At 68.6% G+C, this 26673-nt stretch carries 22 protein-coding genes; 20 read left to right on the forward strand and 2 right to left on the reverse strand.

Features of this window, described 5'->3' with window-relative positions; translation table 11 throughout:
- The first annotated feature begins 64 nt into the window (after positions 1 to 64).
- The 11 genes from HDA44_RS35045 to HDA44_RS35095 all read left to right on the forward strand — a co-directional run bounded on the left by HDA44_RS35045 (position 65) and on the right by HDA44_RS35095 (position 14782).
- A complete protein-coding gene (locus HDA44_RS35045; RefSeq protein WP_184841931.1) occupies positions 65 to 1201 on the forward strand; it encodes a phosphotriesterase family protein in 1137 nt (378 codons plus the stop codon).
- Complete coding sequence (locus tag HDA44_RS35050) at positions 1198 to 1941, forward strand: TetR-type transcription factor C-terminal domain-containing protein (RefSeq protein ID WP_184841935.1); 744 nt, start codon at positions 1198 to 1200, stop codon at positions 1939 to 1941. Before HDA44_RS35045 ends, HDA44_RS35050 begins: the two co-directional genes overlap by 4 nt.
- Before the next feature lie 74 nt (positions 1942 to 2015).
- A complete protein-coding gene (locus HDA44_RS35055) occupies positions 2016 to 4838 on the forward strand; it encodes an aminotransferase class III-fold pyridoxal phosphate-dependent enzyme (protein WP_202887740.1) in 2823 nt (940 codons plus the stop codon).
- A gap of 85 nt (positions 4839 to 4923) precedes the next feature.
- On the forward strand, positions 4924 to 6567 hold the full coding sequence (locus HDA44_RS35060; protein ID WP_184841938.1) for an ABC transporter substrate-binding protein: 1644 nt from the start codon (positions 4924 to 4926) through the stop codon (positions 6565 to 6567).
- On the forward strand, positions 6568 to 7512 hold the full coding sequence (locus HDA44_RS35065; RefSeq protein ID WP_184841941.1) for an ABC transporter permease: 945 nt from the start codon (positions 6568 to 6570) through the stop codon (positions 7510 to 7512).
- A complete protein-coding gene (locus HDA44_RS35070; RefSeq protein ID WP_184841944.1) occupies positions 7509 to 8414 on the forward strand; it encodes an ABC transporter permease in 906 nt (301 codons plus the stop codon). The genes HDA44_RS35065 and HDA44_RS35070 overlap by 4 nt, the downstream gene beginning before the upstream one ends.
- 1 nt (position 8415) lies before the next feature.
- The gene (locus tag HDA44_RS35075; protein ID WP_184841947.1) at positions 8416 to 9390 is read left to right on the forward strand and encodes an ABC transporter ATP-binding protein; all 975 of its coding nucleotides are present in this window, start codon (positions 8416 to 8418) and stop codon (positions 9388 to 9390) included.
- Positions 9387 to 10196, forward strand: coding sequence for an ABC transporter ATP-binding protein (locus tag HDA44_RS35080; protein WP_184841950.1), 810 nt, complete (start codon positions 9387 to 9389; stop codon positions 10194 to 10196). Before HDA44_RS35075 ends, HDA44_RS35080 begins: the two co-directional genes overlap by 4 nt.
- A complete protein-coding gene (locus HDA44_RS35085; RefSeq protein ID WP_184841953.1) occupies positions 10193 to 11650 on the forward strand; it encodes an amidase in 1458 nt (485 codons plus the stop codon). Before HDA44_RS35080 ends, HDA44_RS35085 begins: the two co-directional genes overlap by 4 nt.
- 37 nt (positions 11651 to 11687) lie before the next feature.
- A complete protein-coding gene (locus tag HDA44_RS35090; RefSeq protein WP_184841955.1) occupies positions 11688 to 13271 on the forward strand; it encodes a class I adenylate-forming enzyme family protein in 1584 nt (527 codons plus the stop codon).
- A gap of 2 nt (positions 13272 to 13273) precedes the next feature.
- The gene (locus HDA44_RS35095; RefSeq protein ID WP_184841958.1) at positions 13274 to 14782 is read left to right on the forward strand and encodes an aldehyde dehydrogenase family protein; all 1509 of its coding nucleotides are present in this window, start codon (positions 13274 to 13276) and stop codon (positions 14780 to 14782) included.
- Between the two features lie 25 nt (positions 14783 to 14807).
- Here the strand turns inward: HDA44_RS35095 and HDA44_RS35100 are convergent, their stop codons facing one another.
- Positions 14808 to 15476 (reverse strand): DJ-1/PfpI family protein, encoded by a 669-nt coding sequence (locus HDA44_RS35100; protein ID WP_184841961.1) that lies wholly within the window; start codon positions 15474 to 15476, stop codon positions 14808 to 14810.
- Positions 15477 to 15566: 90 nt separating this feature from the next.
- On the opposite strand from HDA44_RS35100, the gene HDA44_RS35105 reads away from it, so the two are divergent.
- The 9 genes from HDA44_RS35105 to HDA44_RS35145 all read left to right on the forward strand — a co-directional run bounded on the left by HDA44_RS35105 (position 15567) and on the right by HDA44_RS35145 (position 24898).
- A complete protein-coding gene (locus tag HDA44_RS35105) occupies positions 15567 to 17054 on the forward strand; it encodes a GMC family oxidoreductase (RefSeq protein WP_184841964.1) in 1488 nt (495 codons plus the stop codon).
- 17 nt (positions 17055 to 17071) lie between these two features.
- Positions 17072 to 17833 carry an MBL fold metallo-hydrolase gene (locus HDA44_RS35110; protein WP_184841967.1) on the forward strand — a complete coding sequence of 254 codons (762 nt, stop codon included), beginning with the start codon at positions 17072 to 17074 and terminating at the stop codon, positions 17831 to 17833.
- A 92-nt stretch (positions 17834 to 17925) separates the two neighbouring features.
- Complete coding sequence (locus HDA44_RS35115) at positions 17926 to 19452, forward strand: ABC transporter substrate-binding protein (RefSeq protein ID WP_184841971.1); 1527 nt, start codon at positions 17926 to 17928, stop codon at positions 19450 to 19452.
- A gap of 1 nt (position 19453) precedes the next feature.
- Positions 19454 to 20401: an ABC transporter permease gene (locus tag HDA44_RS35120; protein ID WP_184841974.1), complete on the forward strand. Its 948-nt coding sequence runs from the start codon at positions 19454 to 19456 to the stop codon at positions 20399 to 20401.
- Complete coding sequence (locus HDA44_RS35125; RefSeq protein WP_184841977.1) at positions 20392 to 21216, forward strand: ABC transporter permease; 825 nt, start codon at positions 20392 to 20394, stop codon at positions 21214 to 21216. The genes HDA44_RS35120 and HDA44_RS35125 overlap by 10 nt, the downstream gene beginning before the upstream one ends.
- Entirely contained in the window at positions 21216 to 22184 is a 969-nt protein-coding gene (locus HDA44_RS35130) for an ABC transporter ATP-binding protein (RefSeq protein ID WP_184841980.1), read from the forward strand. Before HDA44_RS35125 ends, HDA44_RS35130 begins: the two co-directional genes overlap by 1 nt.
- A complete protein-coding gene (locus tag HDA44_RS35135; RefSeq protein WP_184841984.1) occupies positions 22181 to 23197 on the forward strand; it encodes an ABC transporter ATP-binding protein in 1017 nt (338 codons plus the stop codon). The genes HDA44_RS35130 and HDA44_RS35135 overlap by 4 nt, the downstream gene beginning before the upstream one ends.
- Positions 23197 to 23730 (forward strand): RNA polymerase sigma factor, encoded by a 534-nt coding sequence (locus tag HDA44_RS35140; RefSeq protein ID WP_184841987.1) that lies wholly within the window; start codon positions 23197 to 23199, stop codon positions 23728 to 23730. Before HDA44_RS35135 ends, HDA44_RS35140 begins: the two co-directional genes overlap by 1 nt.
- Positions 23723 to 24898 (forward strand): WD40/YVTN/BNR-like repeat-containing protein, encoded by a 1176-nt coding sequence (locus HDA44_RS35145; RefSeq protein WP_184841990.1) that lies wholly within the window; start codon positions 23723 to 23725, stop codon positions 24896 to 24898. The genes HDA44_RS35140 and HDA44_RS35145 overlap by 8 nt, the downstream gene beginning before the upstream one ends.
- A 2-nt stretch (positions 24899 to 24900) precedes the next feature.
- Here the strand turns inward: HDA44_RS35145 and HDA44_RS35150 are convergent, their stop codons facing one another.
- The gene (locus tag HDA44_RS35150) at positions 24901 to 26643 is read right to left on the reverse strand and encodes a S53 family peptidase (protein WP_202887742.1); all 1743 of its coding nucleotides are present in this window, start codon (positions 26641 to 26643) and stop codon (positions 24901 to 24903) included.
- Positions 26644 to 26673: the final 30 nt, after the last annotated feature.

Below are 26673 nucleotides of genomic sequence, written 5' to 3' on the forward strand. Positions count from 1 at the left end.
AACAGGGCGGTCCGGTGGTCTCAAGGACTGTCATTTTTGTCCAATCGTTCGATAGACTCCGGGGATGCGTAACGGCGTACCCAGTCCAGGTCCGGTGATTCGTACCGTGCTCGGCGACATCGAACCGGCGCGCGCCGGGCACACCCAGCCGCACGAGCACGTGCTCTCCGACATGTCCGCGATCATCAAGCCCTGGGGCGTCGGGCACGTATCGGCGGCGCACGCGGTGGCCGATGCGCCGGGCGGCGGGGTCGAACCCGAGCTGTCGGTCACGGCGCGCCGGTTGGCCGAGCAGCCGGTCGAGCTCGCGAACTACGACGCGATCCGGCGGGAGGTCCTCAACCTCGACAACCTGCGGCTGACCTCGGAGGACGACGCGATCGCCGAGCTGGAGCTGTACCGGCGGGCCGGTGGCGGGTGCGTCGTCGACTCGTCACCGATCGGGATGGGCCGGGACCCGATCGGGCTCGCGCGGGTCTCGCGGTCGACCGGCGTGCACATCGTGATGGGTAGCGGGTACTACTCGCGCCAGTACCATCCCACCGGCCTGGATCAGGTTTCCGAAGCGGCCATCAGCGCGGAGATCGTGTCTGACCTGACCGAAGGCGCCGGATCGACCGAGGTCCGCGCGGGCATCATCGGCGAGATCGGGCTGAGCTGGCCGCCGCATCCGACGGAGTTGAAGGTACTCCGGGCCGCGTGCCAGGCCCAGGTCGCGACCGGCGCCGCGCTGCAGATTCATCCCGGGCGTGATCCGCGGGCACCGATCGAGGCGATGGCCGTGGTCGAGAAGTACGGCGCCGATCCAGGCCGTACCATCATGTCCCACGTCGACCGTACTTTGTGGGCCCCGGAGGACCTGACGGCCCTTGCGGAGACCGGCTGCTACCTGGAACTCGACCTCTTCGGGCAGGAGTCCAGCTACTACGCCTTCAACCCCGACGCGCGCCGGCCGAACGACCGTACCCGGATCGAATGGCTGGCGACGCTGACGGACCAGGGATTCGGCGCCAAGCTCTTGGTGTCGCAGGACATCTGCCAGAAGGTCTACCTGCGTAAGTATGGTGGGCCAGGCTACGGGCACGTCCTGGCGAACGTCATCCCGCTGATGCGGCGGATGGGGTTCACCGCGACGGACGTGCGACGGCTGACGGTCGAGAACCCGGCCGCGGCCCTGTCCCTCGAGAGGATGAACAGATGAGCCCTGTCGCATCGCGCCGCAACCTGCCGGCGCGGTCGCGGACACCGTCCGCCCAGCAAACGAAGTCCGAGCAGACCGAGCTCAAGCTCCTGCAGACCGCCACCTGGCTGTTCTCCGAGCGTGGCTTTCACGGCACCAGCATCCGGGACATCGCGGACGCGGCGGAGGTCGCCGTCTCGGCGCTGTACTACTACACCAACTCGAAGGACCGGCTGCTCGAGGAGATCATGCGCCGCTCGCTCGGCGTGCTGACGTCGAGCGCGGAGGCGGCCGTCGACGGTTTCGGCGAGCCGGCCGAGCGACTCGCCCTGCTGGTCGGATCGCATGCCGTCTTCCATGCGCGCAACCCGCGCAGCGCGGCGGTCACCGATCATGAGTTCACCGCCCTGAGCGGCAAGGTACGGCGCGAGATCCTCGGCCTTCGGGACAACTACGAGGCGCTGTGGAAGTCGGTCTGTGAGGCCGGGGTCCGGGACGGCACGTTCGCCGAGCGGGGCTCGGTGGCGCGGCTCGCGCTGCTCCAGATGACCACCGGCATCGCGCACTGGTACCGGGCCCGCGGCGAGCTCGGCGTGCCGGAGCTCTGGGAGCAGTTCGCCACCATGAGCCTCTCGCTGATGGGCGCCGAGCGGGACGGCGAGCGGCTGACCTTCGCGTCGCTCGAGCTGCCCGCCGCGGAGCTGCTGATCGACCGGGCCCACCTCCCGATCGAGCCGCGCCGCAAGCCGAGCGGGATCTGACTCCGGCGGAAGCCGGGCCGCGCTCGCGGTCCGAGTAGAAATTTGATCGAACGATTGACAAATTTGGAGCCTTCGTGACATCCAGTGGCGAGTTGTGGTCCACGGTCGGGGACGAGCTGGCGGCGCAGATCGCCGGCCGGCACTTCGGTATCAGCGGGACGGTCCGGCGGCTCGACGGCGAGCGCGACCTCAACTACCGGGTCAGTACGGACGACGGCAGCAGGTATGTACTGAAGCTGCACCACCCGGACAGCGACCCGCGGGAACTCGACCTCCAGAACGAGGTCCTGCGGCATCTCGCCCGGTCGTCCGTCGACCTGGCGCCGCGCGTCGTCAGCACGGCGAGCGGCCAGTCGATCGCCCAGGTCGAGTGGGTGGACGGCATCCGGTACGCGCGGCTGCTCTCCTGGCTGGACGGCGTGCCGTGGGCAGATTCACCAGCGACGCCGGAGCGGATGACCGATCTCGGCCGCCGGCTGGCCGAGATCGACGTCGCCCTGGCGGACTTCGCGCATCCCGCCGACCGGCGGCCGGAGCTGGCCTGGCGGATCACGGCGGCGCCGCAAATCGCGGCGCAGGCCATGACGATGGCCGGCGCGATCGACGAGTCGCTGCGACCGGTCGTCGCGCGCGTCGTCGATCGGTACACCCAGCACACCCGCCCGGCCTTGCGCGGGCTGCCCGAGCAGGTCGTCCACCACGACGCGAACGAGCACAACATCCTGCTCGACGCGTCCGGGTCCGTGGCGGGCATCATCGACTTCGGCGATGTCGTCCGGGTGCCACGGATCACCGAACTGGCGGTTGCCTGCGCGTACGCGATGCAAGGTCACGACGATCCGATCGGCGCGATCCTGCCGCTGGTGAGTGGGTACGACGCGATCGCGCCGCTCGGCGTGGCCGAGCTCGACGTGCTGGTCGACCTGATCGCGGTCCGGCTGGCGATGAGCGTGTGCATGTCGGCCCGGCAGCTCGCCGACGATCCCGCGAACACATACCTCGGCATCAGCCAGGCCGGCGTCAGGTCCGCACTGATCACGCTCGACGGTCTGGATCGCGAGCTGGGTACTTTCCGGCTCCGCGATCACGTCGGGTTCGAAGCGAATCCGGCGGCGCGGAGCGTGCGGCAGTACTTCGAATCGGGACGGGCCGAACCTGCACCGATCGTGGCTGCCGGCACCCGGCCGGATGTGACGACAACGCATTACGGCGAACAGGTCACCGAAGGCATCAGCCTGCTTCGAGAGGTTGCGGCCGTCCCGGATTCGCCGGTGTACGTCCCGCTGGACGGCGTGGTGTTCGAGGTAGGTGATGACCGCGTCGCGACCACGCACCGTACGCCGGACGGCACCGAGTTCTGGACCGTCATCCACGGCATCGTGCCGGGGCTGGAGCCTGGAACCGCTGTCGAGCGGTCGCAATCGATCGGCCGGACCGGGCCGGCCGGACGCGTCGGCGTTCAGTTGGCCACGCATCGATCCGGGCTGACCACGCCGGTACGCGACGGTGATGCCGATCTGTGGCGGAGTATCTGCCCCGACCCCAATCTGTTGATCGGAGATCCCGACCCAGGCTCCGTACGCCCGCGCCGTCACTCCGAAGACCTGGCTCGATTGCGAACGGTGAACTTCAGCCGGGCGATGGACATCTCGTACCGGCAGCCGCTGCACATCGTCCGCGGCGAAGGTGCGTATCTGTTCGACCGCGACGGCAATCGGTGGCTAGATCTGGTGAACAACGTCTGCCATGTCGGGCACGCGCACCCGCGCGTCACCGCGGCGGCGCACCGGCAGGCGACCGTCCTGAACACCAACACCCGGTACCTGCACGAGTCGATCGTCGAGTACGCGCGCCGGATCGTGGAGTTGATGCCCGACCCGTTGCGGGTGTGCTTCTTCGTCAACTCGGGCTCGGAGGCCAACGACCTCGCGCTCCGGCTCGCCGCGGCGCATACCGGCTCCCGGGACGTACTGGTGCTGGATCACGCCTATCACGGCAACCTGTCGTCGCTGATCGGCCTGAGTCCGTACAAGTTCGCCCGCTCCGGGGGAGAGGGCCCGCCGGGTACGACGTGGGTCTGCGAGCTTCCCGATGTGTACCGCGGCCGGCTGCGCGCGGGTCGCGATCAGGACCTCGCGAAGGGGTACGCCGTTTCGGTGGACGACCGCCTGTCGGAACTCCATGCAGCAGGCCGATCACCGGCGGCGTTCTTCGTCGAGTCCTTGCAGAGTTGCGGCGGCCAGATCGTGCTTCCCGACGGGTACCTGCGGCAGACCTTCGCCGCGGTCCGGGCGGCGGGCGGAATCTGTGTGGCCGACGAGGTGCAAGTCGGGCTGGGCCGGGTCGGTTCGCACCTGTGGGGCTTCGAGATGCAGGGCGCCGTTCCGGACATCGTCACGCTCGGCAAGCCGCTCGGCAACGGTCATCCGCTCGCGGCGGTGATCACGACGCCGGAGGTCGCGCGGTCGTTCGAGACCGGGATGGAGTGGTTCAACACCTTCGGTGGTAACCCGGTGTCGGCCGAGGTGGGACTGAGCGTGCTCGATGTACTGCGGGACGAGGGATTACAGGCGAATGCCGCCGCGGTCGGGGACCGGATGCTCTCTGGCTTGCGGGAGCTGGCGGCGCGGCATTCGCTGATCGGTGACGTTCGCGGCGCGGGTCTGTTCATCGGTATCGAACTCAGCCACGACGACCGCCGGCCGGCCGCCGCCGAGGCGGCCGCGGTCAAGGAGGCGGCCAAGCGTCGTGGCGTGCTGCTGTCGACCGACGGGCCGGACGGGAACGTGCTGAAGATCAAGCCACCTCTCGTCCTGAGCGCGGCCGGCTGCGACCATTTCCTGGAGGTCTTCGACGCCGCTCTCGGCGCGGGCGAATTCACTCCGGCGAGTCCTTGACCGGACCGCAAAATTGAGCGATCGTTCGATCTATCAGGAGCTCCGGATCCGTTTCGGGACTCGGGCCGACGAATGGAAGACAGCGATGAGAACTGAGCGCGCGAGGCGACCGGCCGCGGTGGCCGTGGTCCTGCTGCTGACGGCAAGCTGTGGGTTCCGGAGCGCGGACGCTCCGGCCGGCTCGGCCGTCGCGACCCAGCAGCTGGTGACGACCACGGCGGCCGGAACGGAAGCCGTCGACTCGATCACCTGGGCGCTGTACCGGGATCCGACGTCGATCGATCCGATCACCACCGGGGACTACCCCGAGCTGACCGTCACGAGCCTACTCTGCGAGTCACTGTTCCGTCAGCAACCTGATGGCTCGCTGGGCCCGGGACTTGCCACCAAGATCGACTACCCGGACCCGCTGAAGGCCGTGATCACGCTGCGCCAGGGCGTGACCTTCTCGGACGGTACGCCGATGACGGCGGCGGATGTTGTCTTCAGCATCGGCCGGAACCGGGATCCGAAGGCCGGTGGCTACTGGGCGCCGGTGTTCGCGCGGGTGAAGTCAGTGGTCGCGACCGACGACCACACCGTGCAGCTGACGCTGACCGAGCCCGACTACTGGCTGCAGTCCGCCCTCTCGTTCGCGGCCGGCGACATCGTCTCGAAAGCGGCGGTCACCCGGGCCGGCAAGACGTACGGAACGCCCAAGGGCGGCGCGGTGTGTACGGGACCGTACAAGCTGAAGAAATGGCAGCCCGGCGATGCGCTCACGGTCGAGCGCAACGACAGGTACTGGAACGCTGACGTAAGGCCACGGGTCCGCGAGATCAAGTTCAAGGGCATTCCGGACGAGTCGACGCTGGCCTCCGGTCTCCAGACCGGCGAGGTCGACGGCGCGTACCTCGAACTGCCGGTGTCTTCACTCGATCAGCTCAAGAAGAGCGAGGCGGTACGGATCTATCGTGGACCGTCCTTCCTGGTCGACGCCTTCATCGTCGCCGACACGGACCGGGGCATTCTGAAGGACCCGCGCGTCCGGCAGGCACTCTCGCTGGCCTTCGACCGGGACAGCTACATCACCTCCCTGTACCGCGGGACCGCGCAGCCGTCGCGCGCGCTCGGCAGCCCGGGGACCTGGGGTGCGCAGAAGGCGACCTTCGAGGCCGCCTGGCAGCGACTGCCCGAGCCCACTGTCGACATCGCCAAGGCCAAGTCGCTGATCGAGGCGGCCGGAGTGTCCGGTCAGACCATCACGATCGGGATGAGCAGCGAGATCAACAAGCTGGTGACCGAGGCCAACGCGTTCAAGTCCGCGGCCGAGAAGATCGGCCTGAAGGTCAAGCTGACCTCGTTCTCGGCGAACGCGTACGGCTCGCTGTTCCTTGATCAGAAGGCCCGGGCGCAGGTCGACGGGTTCTTCACCACCAACTTCCCGAACTGGGCCGATCCGGCCCGGCTGTACGCGACGCTGGCGGTTCCGGGCGCGGAGCAGGACTACGGCGCGTACCGGAACCCCGAGGTGGCGGGTCTGCTGCAGAAGGCGCGCGGTTCGGCGGACCCGGCGACGCGCGCCGACCTGACCGTGCAGGCGCAGGACATCCTGGTCAAGGAGCTGCCCTGGATCCCGATCGTGGCACCGGACACCGTTCTGGTCCTGAACAAGAAGTTGTCTGGGGCAACGGTCTCGTCCCAGCACTTCTCCGCCCCGTGGGCGACCGGCCTGGGCGGCGTGAAATAGATGGCGCGCTACCTGGTCCGGCGGGCGGTGATGCTCGTCGTGACCCTTGTGGTGTCGAGCTTCGTCGTCTTCTCCGGCGCCTCGCTGGCGCCGGGCAACCCGCTGTCCGCGCTGGCCGGTGGCCGATCGCTTCCGCCCGAGACGATTGCCGTCCTCGAGGAGCGGTACCGGCTGGGTGATCCGTTCCTGGTCCGGTACTTCGCCTGGGTCGGAGACGCGCTGCACGGCAATCTCGGGATGTCGATCGCCCTCCGGCAGGACGTTTCGTCGCTGATCGCGGCCCGGGCGGGTACGACCGCCGAGCTGGTCCTGTACGCGACCGTCATCATGATCGTGGTCGGTGTCGGGCTCGGACTGATCGCGGCACTCCGGCCCGGAAAGGTCGACTCGGCCGTCGTCGTACTGACGGCCGTCGTCGTCGCCGTCCCGCCGTTCGTGGCCGCGATCGTGCTGATCGTTTTCCTGTCCGTCGGTCTCGGGTGGTTTCCCGCGTTCGGCGGCGGCAGCGGCGTACTCGGCACGATCCACCACCTGACCCTGCCCGCGATCGCGCTGGCGGCTGCCGCGACGGCGTCGGTCGCCCGGATCACCCGGACGACGGTCAAGGACCAGCTGTCGCGCGAACACGTCCAGACCGCGATCAGTCGCGGCCTGCCGTACGGAACGGTCGTCCGTCGGCACGCCTTGCGGAACGCGCTGGTGCCGATCGTGACGCTGACCGGGATCACCACGGCGTCGATGATCGCGCTGGCGGCAGTGGTCGAACGGGCCTTCAGCCTGAACGGGCTCGGCGCCTATCTGGTCGAGGCAACGCTGTCGAAGGATCTCGCGGTGGTGCAGGGCATTTGTCTGGTTCTGGTGACTACGTTCGTCGTGGTCAACACCCTGGTCGACGTACTCGCCGCCGCTCTGGATCCGCGGATCAACCTGGGAGCTGGTCAATGAGTGTGCTGCGAAGTGGCGCGCCGGTCGTGATACGGCTCCGGCGCGGCGGCGGATCCCGCTGGGGCGTACTCGGCTGGATCTCGTTCTTGGTGATCGGACTGGCGTTGGTCGCGGCCGTGGCCGGGCCGGCGCTCACGTCCCAGGACCCGAACGACAGCGACCTGGCGCGGGCGTTCACGGCTCCGGCGCCGGGGCATCCGCTCGGGTTCGACAGTCAGGGCCGTGACTTGCTTGCGCGCTTGCTGGTGGGTGCGCGCAGCTCCCTGCTCGGGCCGCTGGGCGTCGTCGCGCTCAGTATGGCGGTCGCGATCGTGGTCGCCATCTCCTGCGCCTGGTTCGGTGGATGGTTCGACTCGATCGTTTCGGCCGCCCTCGAAGTGATGTTCTCCTTCCCCGGGATCCTGCTCGCCGTTCTCGCGGCGGCGGTGTTCGGCGCGGGTCTGGGAACCGCGGTGCTCGCGTTGTCGGTCGCGTACGTGCCGTACGCGTCGAGGTTGTTGCGGAGCGCGGCGTTGTCGGAGCGGCGCAAACCGTACATTCAGGCGCTCGAGATCCAGGGTGCTCCGGCGACAACTATTTGCCTACGGCATCTGGTGCCGAACCTGCTCCCGCTGATCGCGGCGCAGTCGACCCTGTTCTTCGGGTACGCGATGGTGGACCTGGCGATCCTGTCGTACTTCGGTCTGGGCGTGCAGTTCCCGGACGCGGACTGGGGAGTCATGGTCGGGACCGGACAGACCGGCGTACTGCAGGGTTACCCGGCGGAGTCGCTCACCGCCGGTTGCCTGATCGTCGCGCTCGTTGTCTCGTTCAACGTCCTCGGCGAGCGGATGTCGCAGCGCGGACCACAGCGGCGTACGCGGCGTCTTCCGGGACTCCTGCTGCCGAGACGGGACGTGTGACATGACGGAGCTGCTGGAAGTTTCCGGACTGAATGTCGCGCTGGAGGTCGACGGGGAATCCCGGCCGGTACTGCGCGACGTCTCGTTCCGGATCGGCAAGGGTGAAACGGTCGGGCTGGTCGGCGAATCAGGTTCGGGCAAGTCGATGACTGCCCGGGCGGTGGCGCGGCTGCTTCCCGCGGGCGCCGAGGTACGCGGCTCGATCCGCTTCGGGGGACTGTCGGTCGCGGAGCTGACCGGGTCCGACCTGCGCAGGTACCGGTCGCGGGTCGGGATGGTGTTCCAGGACCCGCGGGCGCACATCAACCCGGTCCGTACGGTCGGCGACTTCCTGACCGAGGCGTTGCGGCTGAACCGGAAGGTCAGGCGTTCCGATGCCGAGGAACGCGCCGTGCGGATGCTCGGTGAGGTCGGTATCGCGGACGGTGCGCGGCGGTTGCGCCAGTACCCGCATGAGCTTTCCGGTGGCCTGTTGCAGCGGGTGATGATCGCTTCGGTGCTGCTCAGCGAGCCCGAACTCGTCCTCGCCGACGAGCCGACGACCGCGCTCGACGTCACCACCCAGTCCGAGGTGATGGCGATCCTGCAGGAGCTCAGTGACGAGCTGGGACTGGCGATGCTCTTCATCACCCACGACCTGGAGCTGGCCGCGGCGGTCTGCGACCGCACGGTCGTCATGTACGCCGGGCAGGTGATGGAGACGCAGACGTCGGAATGCTTGCAGAATCGCCCGCTGCATCCCTACACGTCGGCGCTGATGGCCTCCCGGCCGAGCCTGACCGGTCCGCGGGAACGACCACATGCCGTACCCGGACGACCGTTGTCCGCGTTCGAGGTCGACCTGGGCTGCCCGTTCGCGCCGAGGTGTACGCACGCCGACGAACTGTGCTTGGCGGAGGCACCCGGTATCCGCTCGATCGACGACGGCGAGGTGGCGTGTCATCACGTCGACGAACTGAGGAAGACGAGCCGATGACCGAACCGATCTTGGAAGTTGCCGAGCTGCACAAGCAGTTCGGCGCGGTGACGGCGGTGAACCACGTCAGCTTCGCGCTGGCGCCGGGTGAATCGCTCGCCATCGTGGGCGAATCCGGGTCCGGAAAGACGACGGTCGCGAAGCTGGTGGTCGGCCTGGAGGCGGCGACCTCGGGAAGAATCGTTGCCTGCGGCAGCGATCGGTCCACGCCGGCCCGGTCGGCCAAGGAGCGCCGGCGGCGGGGCCGGAACGTCCAGATGGTGTTCCAGGACCCGTACCTGAGCCTGGACCCGCGACAGACCCCGGCCGCGGCGATCGACGAGGTGCTCCGGCTGCACACCACGTACGACACCAGCACCCGCGGACGCCGTACGCAAGAGCTCGCCGGCCTCGTCGGCCTCGACGACCGGCAGCTGCACGCGCTGCCGGCCCGGCTGTCCGGTGGTCAGCGCCAGCGGGTCGCGATCGCCCGGGCGCTGGCCGCCGAACCCCAGGTGCTCATCCTGGACGAGGCGGTGGCGGCACTCGACGTTTCGATCCAGGCGCAGGTCCTCGGTCTGCTGGCCGACATCCGGGCACAGACCGGTGTCGCGTACCTCTTCATCAGCCACGACCTCGCCGTGGTCCGGCAGGTGTCCGACCGGATCGCGGTGATGAAGGGCGGCGAGATCGTCGAGGCCGGCGAGACGCTCGGCACCTTGGACCACCCGCGCCATCCGTACACCCGATTGTTGCGTGACAGCGTTCCCGGACCTGGCTGGAAGCCCAGCCGCCGTCCGGTCGACCTGCCTGAGGAGGCACGATGACTGTCAATACCACCCCTGCTCCGCCGGCCCCGCTTGGGATGGCGGAGCACGGATGGCCGTCGGCGACCGAGCTGGCCGACCAGATCCGGACCGGCCGGCTGGCGTCGGTCGCGGTGACCCGCCGCTACCTGGACCGCATCGAGGCCATCAACCCGGAGTTGAACGCCTTCTGCCGGGTCGAGGCCGCCGCTGCCCTGCAGGCGGCCGCCGAGGTCGACGAGGCCGTTGCCCGAGGCGACGAACTGCCACCGTTCGCCGGGGTGCCGATCGCGATCAAGGACCTGCATCCGGTTCGCGGCTGGGAGCTGTGCAGCGCCTCGAACGCCGTCGGCAACGTGGTGATGGACGATGACGCGGTCGCGGTACGGGCGCTGCGGAACGCCGGCTTCGTCTTCGTCGGCGCGACCACCTCGCCCGAGTTCGGTACCGTCTCGGTGACCGAGTCGGCCCGGCATGGCGTCACCCGCAGCCCCTGGGACGTGAAGCGCAGCCCGGGTGGTTCGAGCGGAGGCACCGCGGCGGCCGTTGCCTCAGGCATGCTTCCGCTCGGGCACGGGTCGGACGGCGCCGGCTCGATCCGGGAACCGGCCAGTTTCTGCGGTCTGGTCGGCATGAAGCCGAGCCGCGGTCTCGTGCCGGGGGACGCGATGTTCATGGAAGGCTTCGCCACCGAAGGGGTGCTGACGCGTACGGTCGAGGACACGGCGGCGTTGCTGGACGTGTTCGCGGCCGAGCCGGGCGTCGGTTGGTACCGGCATCCGGCGCAGCCCGTTCCGTACCGGCAACGCGCCGCTGAGGACCCGGGCCGGTTGCGGATCGCGTTCAGTACCCGGCCGGCCTTCCCGACCTGGGTCGACCCGGCCGCCGTGGCCCGCGGCCGGCAGGCGGCCGAGCTGGTCGCCGCGCTCGGCCACGACGTCGTCGAGCGTGACATTCCCGGGCTCGACCAGGACTGGTTCCAGGCCCACTTCGACATCATCTACGCGACCGGTTCCGCCGAGGTCGAGATCGAGGACGAGTCGGCGGTCGAGCCGTTGAACCGTACGTTGCGCGAAGCGGGGCGGCGGACCGACTCGATCGACTACGTCCGGGCCGTGATCGAGCTGCAGCTGGCGGCCCGGCAGATGTACACGTTGTGGGACGACGTGGACATCCTGCTGACCCCGACCAATCCGGTGCTCGCGCCGGGGGAGGGGGCATTGTGGCAAGGGCAGGGTGCCGATCCGTGGTTGCCGCTGCGGCGGGCCGAGGAGACGGCGGCGCTGACGGTGATCGCGAACGTGCTCGGCCTGCCGGCGATCTCGATCCCGTTGGTGGAAGCCCGCGACGGGATGCCGCTCGGGACCCAGCTGATCGGTGGCCGCAACGACGACGGCACCGTGCTGGCGCTGGCCGGTCAGCTCGAGCGTGCGTACCCCTGGCGGCACCGCTACCCGGCCGGCGTGACGCTGTGAACCGGCGAAGATCCGGCCGAGGAGGAGACGACCGATCATGACCATCCCCGTGCTGCCCCGGATCTCCGACTACGTGGGGCATTGGGCCGGCATCCACCCCGAGCGGGAGGCGCTGGTCGGTGACAGCGTGCGCTGGACGTACCGCGAACTCCAGGCCGAGGTCGATGCCATCGCCGCCGCACTCGTGGGGCAAGGCGTCGGCCGGGGCGATCGGGTCGCCCTGCTCGGCCGTACGCGACCGGAATGCTTCGCGCACTTCCTCGCGACCGCGAGCATCGGAGCGATCTGGGTCGGGCTCAACCCGCGGTACACACTGGACGAGATCACCGCGATCCTGGCCGACAGCCGGCCACGCCTGGTGTTCTCGATGATCGAGCCGAGCGAGACCGGGTTCGCCGAGCTGCTGGGTGGCATCAGCGAGCAGACCGGCCCGTCGGTTCCGCTGATCACCCGCGGGGACGCGGGACCCGGGATCTCCACCGGATGGGCCGCCTTCCTGGCGGCAGGGACCGACCGCAGCTCGCTGGACGTGGCTCGGAAGGCCGTCGAACCTCACGACGCCGCGGCCATGATCTACACCTCCGGAACCACGGGGAAGTCGAAGGGCGCACTGGTACCGCACGTCGGCCTGTCGAGCTGCGGCGTGATTCAGACGTCCCGCTGGTACGGCGATGCGCCGCGGAAACTGTGCGACCTGCCGCTGAACCACATCGGTGGTCTCGGTGACATCTGTACGTCGATCCTCACGGCCGGCGGCACCGTCGTCTTCATGGCGAAGTTCGACGCCGCGGGTGCGCTGCGGATGGTGGAGCGCGAGCGCCTCACGCACCTGTACTACATACCCACGCAGTTGCTGGCCGCTGTCGAAACCCCGGAGTGGGAGACCTGCGACCTCTCGTCTCTCGAATGGATTCTCTGGGGTGGTGCCGCCGCTCCGCTCGGTCTGCTCGAGCGGCTCGCCCAGAAAGGCGCGAAGCTCGGTACGAGTTACAGCCTGACCGAGTCGACGGGTTCGGTCACGTACACGGAACCCGACGATCCGCTGGACGTACTGGCCTGGAGCGTCGGTCGCATCGATCCACGGTACGAGGTGACGATCCGGCGCGCCGACGGCAGTACGGCGAACGACGGCGAAGAGGGCGAGATCCTGATCCGCGGCGAGCACATCACCCTCGGGTACTTCGGCCGGCCGGAGGCGACCCGGGAGGCGATCGACGCCGACGGCTGGCTGCACACCGGCGACCTGGCCCGGATCGAGCCCAACGGGCACGTCCGCCTGGCCGGTCGCCTGAAGGAGATGTACAAGTCCGGCGGCTACAACGTGTATCCGCGCGAGATCGAGTCCGTACTCGAGCAGCATCCGGGGGTGTCGCTGGCCTCTGTCGTTGGCGTACCCGACGATCGCTGGGGCGAGGTGGGGCATGCCTTCGTCGTCGCCGGTGACGTGTCGGCCGATGAACTGGAGACGTTCCTGGCCGAGCGGCTGGCCAACTACAAACGCCCGAAGCGGTTGTGGCTGGAGCAGAGCCTGCCCCGGCTGCCGATCGGAAAGGTCGACAAGGCCGCGCTCCGGCGCCGGATCGCCGCTGAGCCGAAACCCACGAGCAGGGAGAACCGATAATCATGAGCTGGACTCTGTCCGCGCCCGTCCTCGCGTTCCTGGACGGTGGCCCGAAAGGCCTGTTCCTCGACAACGGCTTCGTCGACGCGATCGATCCGGACATCATCAAGGTGATCAACCCGGCCACCGGCGAGGTGATCACCTCGGTGCAAGGTGGCGGAGCGCGCGATGTCGACCGCGCCGTCACCAGCGCCGAGCGGGCGTTCAACGGCAGCTGGTCGCGGACCAGTGCCGCTGAGCGGGCGAAGCTGCTGTGGCGCCTGGCCGACCTGATCGACAAGCACGCCGAGGAACTGGCCGTACTCGAGACGCTGAACAACGGCAAGCCGCTGTCCCTGGCTCTCGGCGACGATCTGCCCGAGACCTCCAACGTCTTCCGGTACTTCGCCGGGTACGCCACCAAGAACTCCGGGCAGACCATCGACGTGGCCGACGTCGACGCGCATGTCTACACGCTGCACGAGCCGATCGGGGTGACGGCCGGAATCATTCCCTGGAACTACCCGCTCGCGATCGCCGCGTGGAAACTCGCGCCCGCGCTGGCGGCCGGCAACGTGATGATCCTCAAACCCGCCGAGCAGACGCCGCTGTCGGTACTGCGGCTGGCCGAACTCAGCGCGGAGGCCGGGTTCCCGCCGGGCGTGATCTCGATCGTGAACGGGTACGGCGAGACGGCCGGCGAGGCGATCACCACGCATCCGCGGATCGAGAAGGTGTCGTTCACCGGTGAGAAGCGGACCGGGCAGCGGATCGTCGAGGCGTCGGTCGGCAACCTGAAACGCGTGACCCTGGAACTCGGCGGCAAGTCGCCGAACGTGGTGTTCGCCGACGCCGACCCGGCACAGGTCCGGGACGGCGCGCTCTGGGGCATCTTCTACAACATGGGCCAGGACTGCTCGGCCGGATCGCGGTTGTTCGTCCACCACCGTCGCTATGACGACGTCGTCGCGGAGCTGGTCTCGGACGCGCAGGCGCTGCGCGTCGGCCCGGGACTCGACGAGGCCAGCCAGCTCGGCGCGCTGGTCACGGCCGAGCACACCGCGCGGGTCGTCGAGTACCTCGATCTCGCGCGGGACGAGGGTGTCGTCCAGGCCGGCGGTGGCCGTGTACTGGACGGAGAACTTGCCAACGGCAACTTCATCCGGCCGACCGTGATCACCGACACCACTGACGACGCGCGGGTCGCCGCCGAGGAGATCTTCGGGCCGGCGGTGGTGGTGCTGCCGTTCCGGGACGAGGACGAGCTGATCCGTAAGGCCAACGACACCGTGTTCGGGCTCGCGGCCGGGGTCTGGACCCGTGATGTCGGTCGCGCGCACCGCGTCGCTCGCCGATTGAAGGCGGGCACCGTCTGGGTGAACACCTATGGCGACGCGGACGCTGCCGTACCGTTCGGCGGGATGCGGATGAGCGGCTACGGGCGGGACAAGGGCTCGTACGCGATGGAGGCTTACACCGCTGTCAAGACGGTGTGGGTCAACACGCAGTACGCGGGGGCGGACGCACGCTGACGTACGCCCCCGCTGTTGCCGAGGTTCAGTCGGTTTTGGCCGACTGAACCTCGGCCCATGAGGGGCCGTAGTGTTCCTTGAACACTCCACGCACCATCTCGGCCACTGCCTGCGGCGCCTTCGCCATCGAGCCCGCGTCGTACGGCGGCTGCGGGTCGTACTCGATCGCGAGCTGGACGCCCTGGGCGTACTCGGCGCCTTCCAGCAGATCGACCAGCCGGAGCGCCATGTCGATACCGGACGACACCCCGGCCGAGGTGATGACCCGGTCGTGCACGACGACGCGCTCGGACACCGGTTCGGCGCCGAACACCCGCAGGCTTTCGAGTTCGCACCAGTGCGAGGTCGCCCGGCCGCCGGTGAGCAGGCCGGCCGCGCCGAGGAGCAGGGACCCGGTGCAGACCGAGGTTGTCCATCGGGCCGACTCGTGCGCGGTCCGCAGCCAGTCGAGGATGGTCTCGTTCTCCAGGTACTGCTGCGTCGTGCTCCCGCCGGCCACGACGACCAGATCGGGCCTGGTCACCTCGCTCAGCGGCACCGAGGGCAGTACGAAGTTGGGTTGGTCAGCCTCGATCGGGCCGCCGCCGGCGGACACGAAGCGGGCGTCCGCGGCCGGCAGGCGACTGAGCACCTCGAACGGCCCGACGGCGTCGAGGGAGGTGAATCCTGGGTAGATCAAGAGGGCGATCTGCACGGTATGCCTCGTCTTCGGTGCGTGAAGTCTCGGATCGATGCACTACTCGACTGATTGAGTTTTGATCGATTGATCGATTAACTTTAGCCCATGATCCCGACTCTGACGATGGTTTCGGATGTGGTGGTGATCGGCGCTGGCACGGCCGGCTGTCTGGTCGCCCGGAAGCTGGCGCGAGGGACGACGGCGAGCGTCCTGCTGATCGAGGCCGGGCCGGACTACGGGCCGCTGGCCGACGAGCTGTGGCCACCCGAGCTGCTCGACAGCTCGACGTTGCCGACCAGCCACGACTGGGGGTACACGGGTCCCGGCGCGGAAGGGCAGACCGGCTGGGCGTTCGAGCGGGCCAAGGTCGTCGGTGGTTGCTCCGCCCACAACGGATGCTCGCAGACCGTCGGCTTCGGCGCCGACTACGAGCAGTGGGGCCTGGACTGGACCCGGAGCGAGATCGAAGCACGGCTCACGTCGCTGAATCGCGCGCTCCAGGTCCGCCAGTACGCCGACGACGAACTGACGCCGTTCCAGCAAGGTGTGATGGAAGCCATGGTGCAGCGCGGCCTGCCGCGGACCGATGATCTCGACGTACTCGACGGTGGCGTGGGTTGCGGACCGTCACCGGTCAACAATCCCCGCGGCGTGCGCTGGAACTCGGGGTTCGCGTTCCTCGACGAGGCGCGATCCGAGCGTACGCTCCGGGTTCTCGGTCGCGCTCTGGTCGAGCGGTTGGAGGTCGAGGACGGCGTCGTACGACGTGCCGTCGTCCGCGCCGATGGGCAGCTGATAGTTGTCGAGGCGCGGCACTTCGTGCTCTGTGCCGGCGCGTACGGTTCGCCGGAGCTCCTGCTGCGTAGTGGAATCGGGCCGGCGGCGGAGCTCGCGGCGGTCGGGATTTCGGCGGCCGTGGACCTGCCGGGTGTCGGACGCAACCTGCACGACCACCCGACGCTCGAGCTGAGGTTCGCGCCGAGCGAACTGTTGCTCCGGCAGACCGCGGACTTCGCCCGTACCCGACCAGCTCCGGATGAGCAGGTCATCGCGAAGGCCGATTCATTGCTGGGCGACGGCCCCTACGACCTGCATCTGTTTCCGTGGACCGATCCGCCGTCGACCGGCCTGGAATGCGTCCTGCCGGCTGCCTGTCTGACGCCGAGATCGCGTGGCGCGGTGGTTCTTCGTACGGCGGATCCGACGGTGCCCGCATCGATCGACCACGCGTATCTGCGTGATGCCGACGGGCATGACCGAGCCGTACTGATCCGAGGGCGTGAGCTCTGGAAGGAGATCAGTAGCGCGCCAGGGTTGAGCCCGCTACTTGGCGATCGGATCCCGGACGCGATCTCGGGTCGCGGTTATCGGTTCGCGCACTACTGGCATCCGGTCGGCACCTGCGCGATCGGTGCCTCGCCGGACAGCGGAGCCGTCGCCGACGCGGACGGACGCGTTTTCGGTGTCGAGAACCTGCGCGTACTGGATGCGGCCGCGATTCCGGTGGTGCCACGAGCCACGACGAACTTGCCCGTGTTGTTGCTGGCCGACCATCTGGCGGACCGGCTTGTCGCCGCACTGGGTGCGGCCTGATCTCGGAGTACGACTTGATGACAGCCCTCACGCTGATTCGCCATGCCACGATCCTGCTGGAGCTCGCCGGGCAGACCTTCCTGGTCGACCCGATGCTGGACGACGCGCGGAGCCACGATGCGGTCGAAGGAACGTCCAACCCGACCCGCTGGCCATTGGTCGGCCTACCGACCGGCGCGGCCGAGGTCGTCGCCTCGGCGACGGCGGTGCTGATCACGCACACCCACGTCGACCACCTCGACGACACCGCGATCGCGTTCCTGCGGGACCGTTCGGTGCCCGTCTTCTGTCAGCCCTTCGACGTCGCCGAGCTGACCGAGCGCGGCCTCCCGGATGTCCGGCCGGTCGACGAAGTGACGCACTGGCGCGGAGTCGCGATCCGGCGAACCGGCGGGCAGCATGGAACCGGCGCGCAGGCCGACCTGATGGGACCGGTCTCCGGCTGGCTGCTCACCCACGGCGGTCAGCAGGTCTACGTCGCCGGTGACACCGTGTGGTGTGACGAGGTCGCCGCCGTCCTGGACGTCAACCAGCCGCAGGTCGTCGTCGTCAACGCGGGCGAGGCACGGATGGTCACCGGAGACCCGATCACGATGGGCGCGGACGATGTCTTCGCGACCTGCCGGTACCCCGGCCGGCGCCAGGTGATCGCGGTCCATCTGGAGGCGCTGAACCACTGTGGGCTGACCCGCGCGGAGCTGGCGTGCGATGCGGCCGCGGCCGGTCTGGAGGTCACGATTCCGCGCGACGGGGAGCGAGTTTCCTTGTTCCAGGGCTGATCTCTTGACTCGTCAGGTACTGCTCTCTACCTTCCTGCTATCGAACGTTCGATCAGAAAGTAGCCACCTGACCCCCAGGAAGCAGACCGCTGATGATGCCGAAGCCCTACCTGCGATTGCTGACCGCCCTGGCCGCGGTGCTTGCTCTTTCCAGTTGCTCGGCAGGTAATGCCGCCGAATCGTCCGGACCCGCGTCCGCCCCGGTCCGCGGTGGTGAGCTCACCGTCCTGCGGGCCGCAGACGTCGACTCGTGGGACCCTGACAAGGCGCTGATGCCGAGCACCTTCGAGACGCTCCCACAGGTGATGGAAGGGCTGGTCCGGCCGAGCGCGGACGGTGCCACGGTCGTGCCCGGGCTGGCCCAGAAGTGGGTGTTCGACGCGGGGCACCGGACGCTCACCTTCACCCTCCGGCCGAACCTCCGGTTCAGCAACGGGGCGACGCTGACGTCGGCGGACGTGGCCTTCTCGGTCAAGTTGTGGCAGCAGAGCGTGTCGTACGGGACGCTCTACTCCGCGATCCAGAGCGCCTCGACTCCGAACGCGACGACGGTCGTACTGAAGCTGCACCGGCCCAGTACGTTCCTGCTGTCCTGGCTCGGCAACGGTACGGCGGTGGTGGTACCGAAAGGCTTCGGGGGAAAGTCCCGGGCGGACTTCTTCCGGAAGCCGATCGGCGCGGGTCCGTTCGTGATCGACTCGTACACGCCAGGTCAAACCCTCCGGCTGGCCCGGAACAGCCACTACTACGGCGAAGGACGGCCGTACCTGGACGCGATCACGTACAAGGTCGTGTCCGATCCGAACCAGCAGCTCCTGCAGTACCAGAGTGGTCAGGCGGACATGCTGGAGTCGGTTCCGCTCGATGTGTCGGCACAGTTGCCCGCAGCGGATCGGCATCTGGTCAAGCCGTCGTCGACCATCCACGCCGCCTTCGTCAACACCACGAAGGGACCGGGTACGGATCTGCACTTCCGGCGCGCGATCTCCTATGCCATCGATCGGGACAGCTACATCAAGTCCGTCTTCAGTGGCTTGGCGACGCCGGCCAAGGGCGGCCTGCCGATCGGCGTACAGGGCTCGTCAGCGTGTGATTGCACGTACCGCTACGACCAAGCGGCCGCCAAGGCGGAGCTCAGCCGATCCGGGTACGACGGTTCGCCGGTCGTGCTGCTGGTGGACGCGTCGTCGCCGATCTCTACCCGCGGCGGTGAGGTGGCGGCGCAGATGCTCAGGGCCGTCGGGATCAAGGTCGACCTGCAGCCGGAGGAGGGGCAGGTGATGTTCGACCGTTATTCCAAAGGGGATTACGGGATCGAGCTGGCCGAGGTCGCGAGCGTGTCACCGAGCGTCGGGGACATCTTCGGGCTGGTGTCGTACATGGTCACCGGGAGCGATCCGGGCAAGGTGATCAGCGGCGCGTTCGACAAGCTGGACGTGGCGCGAACGGAGCCCGAGCGCCAGCACGCCACCAAGCTCGCGGAGAACTGGATCGGCGAGCACCTGCCGTACGTTCCGATCGCCTATCCCGATCGCGTCCTCGCGGCCGCTCCGAAACTGCACGGGCTGCAGGTCACGCCGTACCTGAACTATCCGGCCGACCAGCTCTGGATCGGCTGACATGAACAGCTCCAGGATGCAGCTACTGGCCGCCAGGCTGCTGCAGGTCGTGCCGGTACTGGGGTTGTTGCTGGTCGTGGTCTTCGCGCTGCAGGCCTTGCTCCCGGGCGATCCGGCCCGCGCGATCGCCGGGCCGCGAGCGACCGAGCAGCAGGTCCAGGTGGTACGTGCCGAGCTGGGCCTCGACCGGCCGCTCCCACAACGGTTCGTCCGGTACGCCGAGTCGCTCGGTCACTTGGATCTGGGTCGATCGAACCGGAGCAACCTCCCCGTCAGTACGATCGTCGAGCAACGTGCTGGTGTCACGATCGCCCTTCTTCTTGGCGGGATGGCGATGAGCATCGCGCTGTCCGGCCCGGCCGCCTTCCTACTGGCGCTGCGTCCTTCGTCGTGGCCGGCGCGGCTGGTCGAGCGTGGTCTTGCCGTGGTGCTGAACTGCCCGTCGTTCTGGGTGGGGCTGATGCTGGCCACCGTGGTCGGTCTGAAACTGCGCCTGCTGCCGGTCGGTGGACTCCAGCCAGGCGTTTCCGGGCAGGTACGTTCGCTGATCCTGCCGTCGATCACGATCGGCTTGGCGATCATGCCGTTCCTGGCGCGGAGCGCGGCTACCAGCCTGCGTGAAGTGGTCGCGTCGGACTATCTGATGACGGCTCGATCCGTCGGCGGTCGCGGGTGGTTCCTGATCCGCCGGCACATGCTTCGGAACGCACTGCCACCGGTCGTTACGCTGCTGGGCTTCCAAGCCGGCGCGCTGTTGTTCGGCGCCGTCGTGGTCGAGCAGACGTTCGGCCTGCCGGGACTGGGCGCGGAGATGATCACGGCGGCCGCGCAGCGCGACTTTCCGGTCGTCCAAGGCCTGACCCTGCTGTTCGGGTTCGGCATCGTGCTGTGCAATCTGCTGGCCGACGTCGCGGTCGCCTGTCTGGATCCGAGGACCCAATGGAGCTGACCGCAGGGCGGCGAATCCTCCCGCCGCGAATGCATCAGGTGTCGATCGCCATCCTGGCCCTGCTCGTGCTGGCGGCCTTGTTCGCGCCGATCGTCGCGCGCTACGACCCCGCGCAACAATCGCTTCAGCAACTCGCGCCGCCCGGTGGCGGGCATTGGCTGGGTACCGACGCGCTGGGTCGCGACATCTTCTCCCGGCTGCTGTACGCGCTGCGTACCGACCTGATCCTGATCGTCCCCGCCGCCGCGTTGCCGATGCTGCTCGGCACCGCGATCGGCGGCATCGCGGGACATTTCGGTGGCGTACTGGACACGGCGGTGCGCTGGATCGCCGACGTGTTCCAAGGGCTTCCGGTCTACGTGTTCCTGATCGCGTTGGTCGCGGTACTCGGGCGTGGGGTCACTTCGTTGCTGACGGCATTCACCGCGCTCGGCTGGATCGTGTACGCGCGGCTGATCCGGACCGAGGTGCGGCGGGTCAAGGAAGCGAACTTCGTTGCCGCCGGCTACCTTCTCGGACATTCCTGGACCGGGGTGCTGTGGCGGCACGTGCTGCCCAACGCGAACCGCCAGACGGCCGCTTACTTCGTCTTCGACCTCGGCATGGCGCTGCAAGGCATCGCGGTGCTGTCCTTCTTCAATCTCGGCGTGCCCGCCGGTACGCCGGAGCTCGGCGCGATGGTGGCGGAAGCACAGATCTATCTGCGCAGCCATGCGTGGCTGGCTGCCGTTCCAGGCGCGACGATCGTTCTGCTCGGTCTCTGTATCGCCTCGTTGGGCGACTACGTCCGGGCTCGTTCCGGAGGCGAAAGCTGATGGCTACTGAGGTGCTGAAGGTCGAAGGGCTCCGGGTCGACGTCCAGAGTCGCGGGCGCTCCGCGTCGGTGCTCGACGGGCTGTCGTTCGCCGTCGGGGCGCGGCAATGTGTCGGCGTCGTGGGGGAATCCGGGTCCGGGAAGTCGATCGCGCTGCGGGCGGTGATGGGATCGCTGCCGGCCGGGGCTGAGGTTCGGGCCGGAACGGTCGCGGTGCATGGAGGTGCTCGGCAGCCGGCCGGCGAGCATCCACCTGGTGTCGCGATGGTGTTCCAGGATTCGTTCGCCGCCCTCGATCCGACCATGCGCATCGGCACGTACCTCGCGGAGACCGTCCGGCGGCATCGCCGGATCTCCCGCCGGGCCGCGTGGCCCGCGATGCTCGAACTGCTCGGCGCGGTCGGAATCCCCGATCCGGCCCATCGGGCGCGCGCCTACCCGCACGAGCTGAGCGGCGGGCTGCGGCAGCGAACCGCGATCGCGCTCGCCCTGGCCACCGACCCGGAGGTGCTCCTGTGCGACGAGCCGACGACGGCACTCGACGTCACGCTGCAGGCGAAGATCCTGATGCTGCTGCGCCGCAAGCAGCAGGAGAGCGGACTGGGGCTGGTGTTCGTGAGCCATGACATCGCGGTGATCCGCCAGATCGCCGATGTGGTCGCGGTCATGTACGCGGGCCGGATCGTCGAGATCGGTCCGTCCGCCGATGTGATCGGTTCGCCGCGGCATCCGTACACGCGGGCGCTGGTGGCGGCCGTTCCGGACCTCGACCATCCCGAACCACGGTTCGCTTCGATCGCCGGCGCGCCGCCTGACCCGTTCGAGTACGCGCCGGGCTGCCGGTTCATGAGTAGGTGCTCGGTCGCCGGGGACGGCTGCTCGACGCCGACACGAGGCCTTGACGGTACGGAGAGCAAGCATCGATCGGACTGCGTGCACGACACGATCACGCTCGGACCACGCCGATGATCGCGTTGCTGGAGTTGCGGAAGGTCGGTGTCGAGTACGCCGCGCGGACCGGCTTCCGGAACCAGCGGCTCCGGGTCGTGGATGACGTCGACCTGGCGATCGGGCGTGGCGAGATCGTCGGGCTGGTCGGCGAGAGCGGCTGCGGAAAGTCGACCCTGGCCCGGACCATGGTCGGACTCGTACGACCGGCGACCGGCCAGGTGCTCCTCGACGGCGAACCACTCCCGGACAAGCGGCCGGCCGCGACCCGGCGCCGGATCCAGATGGTCTTCCAGGACCCCGGCTCGTCACTGGATCCGCGGCACACCGTCGAACGGATCCTCCGCGTACCGCTACGCCTGCACCACCTGGCCGATCGTGGCCGGGAAGCCGCCCGGATCCTCGAACTCCTGGACCTGGTCGGCCTGCCGAAGCGGGTGCTCTCATCCAGATCGGGTGCCCTGTCCGGGGGCCAGCGGCAACGGGTCGCGATCGCCCGTGCGGTCGCCACGGCCCCCGACCTCATCGTCGCGGACGAGGCCGTCGCGGCACTCGACGCATCGGTCACCGGCGCCGTACTGAACGTGCTCGCCGATCTCCGCAAGGAGCTCGGGCTCACTGTCGTGTTCATCTCGCACGACCTGTCAGTGGTCCGCGGGCTCTGCGATCGGGTCGCCGTGATGTACCTCGGCAAGGTGGTCGAGGAGGCGTCCGCGGAGTCACTCTTCACGGCACCCGCGCACCCGTACACCCGGGCTCTGCTGAACGCGGTGCCGCGCGTGGACGTACCGCTCGCGGCGCCGGCGCTGCTCGGTGACGAACCGCCCAGCCTGCTGGCGCCGCCTTCCGGTTGCCGATTTCACCCGCGCTGCCCGGCCGCGTACGCGCCGTGCTCGACCACGTCGCCGCCGATCGAGCGGCAGGGCGGGCGGAGTGTCCAATGCCACTTGGGGTTCGATTTCGGTTCGGTGATGCAACCTGATGGGGTTGCCGGGACTTGTGCAGGGAAAGGGGCCGAATCTGGGGAGTGGTGATGGCTGACGGCGACACGGTGCGGGAGCTGTACGAGGGGTGTTACCGGCGGCTGGTCGGGCAGTTGTTCGCGATCTGCGGGAATCGGGGCGAGGCCGAGGACGCCGTGCAGGAGGCGTTCGTCCGGGCGGTCGAGAAACCCGGCCGGTTCGCGCGGCTCGAGAACCCGGAGGGCTGGCTGCGTACCGTCGCGCTGAACTCCGTCCGCCAGCGCTACCGCCGCGCGCTCCGCTTCCACGGGTTGATGTCCCGCGCGGGTGTCCCCGAGACCACGACCGCCGGGCTGTCGGCGGACCGGGTCGCGCTGGTCGAGGCCCTGCGGCACCTCCCGTACGAGCAGCGGGAGGCGATCGTGCTGCACCACATCGTCGATCTGCCGGTACGGGAGATCGCGACCCAGCTCCGGGTCGCGGAGGGGACGGTCAAGGCCCGGCTCTCCCGGGGCAGATCCCGGCTGGCTCCGCTCGTCCACGAGTTCGCCGATGACGCTTTAGCCGATGACGCCGACGAGGCTGAGGAGGTCGACCATGTCTGAGCTGAAAGAACTGTCCTGGGAGATCCAGGAGACCGTCCAGCCGGTGCCCTTCGAGGTGCTGGAGCGGCGTGGCATCCGCCGCCGGCACCGTCGGCAGGCGCTGACCGGCGCGGGCGTCGTCGTGGCGGTGGCGATCGCGGTGCTGGCCGCCGTACTGCCGCTCCGGAACGTGATCGGCTCCGAGAAGCCACCGGCCGGTCCGCCGGCCTCGATCCAGGTCGACCCGACGGCCGAGAAGCTGATCGGCGGCAAGAAGTCGGGCGCTGCCGGGATCGTGTACGCCACGCCGACGCGTTGGGCCGCGGTGTGGGTGTCGCCCGGGCCGAAGTACACGTCGCTCTCCGCCGCGGTGCTGGTCCGGGACGGTGTACGTGCCACCGCGCCGGTGCGCCAGAACGGGTACGGCGTCGTCCGGGTCGGTGACGAGGTGCTGGCAATGTCGAGCCCGACGAGCATGAAGGGAACCGATCCGACCTGGGCCCAGTCCGTGCTGGTCCGCCTGACGGCTCAGGGCCGGACCGAGAAGAGGATGCGCTGGGCTCCACCGACGACCGAGTTTGACGCCGGCGACGTACTGGTGGCGTCCAGTACGCTCCGGGCGCTGAATCCGGAGACCGGTGTGCTGCGGGAGGTGAAGGTGCCCGGGATCGACACCGTCTACCAGGTCGACCGTGACAACACTGGACGGGTCTGGCTGGTCGGCGGCAAGAGCAGCGGGGTCGGCAACATCTACTGGACCGATGACCAAGGCAAGACCTGGAACCATTCAGTCATCAGCCCGGGCCGGATCAGCGGCAAGCTGGCGGTCAGCCCGGACGGCAAGACGTTGCTTGCGGTCCCGGGCTGGAAGCCGAGCGCGGGGCCCCGCGAACCGGTGCCGATTCGACTGTCCACCGACGGGGGCGAGCACTGGACCACGGTGGCCAACCGCGACAACACCTACGTGTCGGCCCTCGTTGCCTTCGACAACGGCACGGGGCTTGTGCTCTACCAAGGCAAGAAGCGCGAACTGCTCCGGCCTGGCGCCGGTACGCCACTGACGCCGCCGACCGACCTGGGTGACCTCCAATCGCTGGGCGAGTTCGTGTACGGGATGCAGTACAACGGCGACAACGTGATCACCAGCACCGATCAGGGCAGGACCTGGAAGTACTTCGTACCTCAGTAGTGCTACTTCGCGAGGTAGCGCAGGCCGAGGATGAAGGGGAGGCCGTTGGGGGTGCCGATGCCGGTGGTGGTGTCGTAACCCTTGACGGTCGTCTGGTCGGTGTCGGTCGGATTGTGGGAGTCGAAGACGTCGATGGTCGCGCTGTCGGTAGCGGTGGCCGGGGTGTAGGCGGCACGGTTCTGCTGTGGCATCGCCTTGTTGATCGGCAGTACGTCGTTGATCGCGCGGGTGCCATGCAGCCGGTACAGGAGCGGGTTGATGAAACCGAACGGTGTCCGCCGCCCTTGCTGGGCACCGGCGATCAAGCCGGCGACCAGCGGGGCGGACAGGCTGGTGCCCGCGTTGACCATCGTCCGGTACGTGGGTTTGCCCTTGTCGTCCAGCGTCGTGTAGCCGGTCAGCATGCCGGTGTCGAGGTCGGCGACGGCCGCGAGGTCGGGTACGGCTCGGTTGACGACTGTTCTCCCACCGACGCGTACGTGTGACATCGACGCTGGTACGACGCCCTTCTGGTACGCCGGCTGCGCGTAGACCAGGCTGGTTCCGCCGCCCGCGCCGGTGATGCCGAGCTCGCTCCACTTGCGGTCCTCGAACATCGCCGAACCGTTCGACCAGCCGGTCTCGAACACTCGGTTGCTCCGGGCATCGAGTCCCAGCGTCGTACCACCGACCGCTGTCACGAGCGGGTCCGATGCGGTCATGGTCAGGCCCGGGGTGTCGCCGGACGACAGGTACAGGCCGACACCTTCGGCAGCCGCCCGGAGCGTGATCGCGTGCCAGGTCTTCGGGGAGACATCGCCGATCGGGATCTGCCACGAGTTGGAGACGATCGACGCGCTCGGCCGATGACCGTCGCCCGTCAGCACGGCCAGTACGGCGTTGAGCAGCGCCTGGTCTTCGTCGCAGCCGCTTCCGACCACCATCAGCTGATTCGCCGCGGGCGCCATCGCGTACACGGCCTCGGAATCCATCTCCGCTTCGTCGTTGTACTGCTGCGCGCTGCGGGTGCGCTGAGTTTTGGTACCGCACGAGCCGACGTGGATCTCGCGGAACTGGTTGGGTTTGGGGGCCGGCAGGTGGTTGCGTCGCGCGTACTCCCGCAGCGTCTGCGCCATGTTGGTCGGCGCCTCGCTCTCGGTCAGTGCGACGGTCTGGCCGCGGCCGGTCGCCGCCCAGGACGCACCGTACGCCGCGCGCAACTGCTGGGCGGAGTAACCGCACACCGGCAGCGAGGCTTTCGCGAATCCGCGGTACGAGGGGCTGACGGTCCGCACGTGCTGAGCCCAGTACGCGGAGCAGGTCGGCTGTCGGCGTGCGACCGATGCCGACCGCGGCGCGGCCTCGTTGCCCAGACCGGTCACGGACATGATGTTCGGCGCGAGCGATGGTGGTACGGATTGCAGTTTGGACACCGGGCCGGACGCCGAAATGTAGTCGCGGCCGCTGCTGACCTGTACGTCGGTCATGCCGCGGTGGCGCAACCAGTCCGAGACCGCGTTCGCCGTCGCGGCGGACGGTCCGAAGCGGGCCGTGTACGCGTTCGGGCTGAGGTAGTGGTGGAAGTCAGGACTGCCCGGGGTGGAGACCGCCGTGGCGAACCGTGCGGCGCCGGCCAGGTCTGAGGTCAGCCAGATCTGAACGGTCACGTTCTGCTCGCCTGTTTGTGCTTCTCCCGGCGCGGCGTGCGCCACTCCGGCGATCGCCAGCGCCGCGGCGCCGGTCAGTGCGACGACAGTCCTGATCAAAGTTCTCCCCGTTCAGCGCGTCGATCGGTA

This window comes from Kribbella solani (genome assembly GCF_014205295.1).
Lineage (GTDB): Bacteria > Actinomycetota > Actinomycetes > Propionibacteriales > Kribbellaceae > Kribbella > Kribbella solani.

Coding starts and splice junctions, on each gene's coding strand:
- HDA44_RS35045 (WP_184841931.1), top strand. CDS start 65: ATGCGTAACGGCGTACCCAGTCCAGGTCCGGTGATTCGTACCGTGCTC.
- HDA44_RS35050 (WP_184841935.1), top strand. CDS start 1,198: ATGAGCCCTGTCGCATCGCGCCGCAACCTGCCGGCGCGGTCGCGGACA.
- HDA44_RS35060 (WP_184841938.1), top strand. CDS start 4,924: ATGAGAACTGAGCGCGCGAGGCGACCGGCCGCGGTGGCCGTGGTCCTG.
- HDA44_RS35065 (WP_184841941.1), top strand. CDS start 6,568: ATGGCGCGCTACCTGGTCCGGCGGGCGGTGATGCTCGTCGTGACCCTT.
- HDA44_RS35070 (WP_184841944.1), top strand. CDS start 7,509: ATGAGTGTGCTGCGAAGTGGCGCGCCGGTCGTGATACGGCTCCGGCGC.
- HDA44_RS35075 (WP_184841947.1), top strand. CDS start 8,416: ATGACGGAGCTGCTGGAAGTTTCCGGACTGAATGTCGCGCTGGAGGTC.
- HDA44_RS35080 (WP_184841950.1), top strand. CDS start 9,387: ATGACCGAACCGATCTTGGAAGTTGCCGAGCTGCACAAGCAGTTCGGC.
- HDA44_RS35085 (WP_184841953.1), top strand. CDS start 10,193: ATGACTGTCAATACCACCCCTGCTCCGCCGGCCCCGCTTGGGATGGCG.
- HDA44_RS35090 (WP_184841955.1), top strand. CDS start 11,688: ATGACCATCCCCGTGCTGCCCCGGATCTCCGACTACGTGGGGCATTGG.
- HDA44_RS35095 (WP_184841958.1), top strand. CDS start 13,274: ATGAGCTGGACTCTGTCCGCGCCCGTCCTCGCGTTCCTGGACGGTGGC.
- HDA44_RS35105 (WP_184841964.1), top strand. CDS start 15,567: ATGATCCCGACTCTGACGATGGTTTCGGATGTGGTGGTGATCGGCGCT.
- HDA44_RS35110 (WP_184841967.1), top strand. CDS start 17,072: ATGACAGCCCTCACGCTGATTCGCCATGCCACGATCCTGCTGGAGCTC.
- HDA44_RS35115 (WP_184841971.1), top strand. CDS start 17,926: ATGATGCCGAAGCCCTACCTGCGATTGCTGACCGCCCTGGCCGCGGTG.
- HDA44_RS35120 (WP_184841974.1), top strand. CDS start 19,454: ATGAACAGCTCCAGGATGCAGCTACTGGCCGCCAGGCTGCTGCAGGTC.
- HDA44_RS35125 (WP_184841977.1), top strand. CDS start 20,392: ATGGAGCTGACCGCAGGGCGGCGAATCCTCCCGCCGCGAATGCATCAG.
- HDA44_RS35130 (WP_184841980.1), top strand. CDS start 21,216: ATGGCTACTGAGGTGCTGAAGGTCGAAGGGCTCCGGGTCGACGTCCAG.
- HDA44_RS35135 (WP_184841984.1), top strand. CDS start 22,181: ATGATCGCGTTGCTGGAGTTGCGGAAGGTCGGTGTCGAGTACGCCGCG.
- HDA44_RS35140 (WP_184841987.1), top strand. CDS start 23,197: ATGGCTGACGGCGACACGGTGCGGGAGCTGTACGAGGGGTGTTACCGG.
- HDA44_RS35145 (WP_184841990.1), top strand. CDS start 23,723: ATGTCTGAGCTGAAAGAACTGTCCTGGGAGATCCAGGAGACCGTCCAG.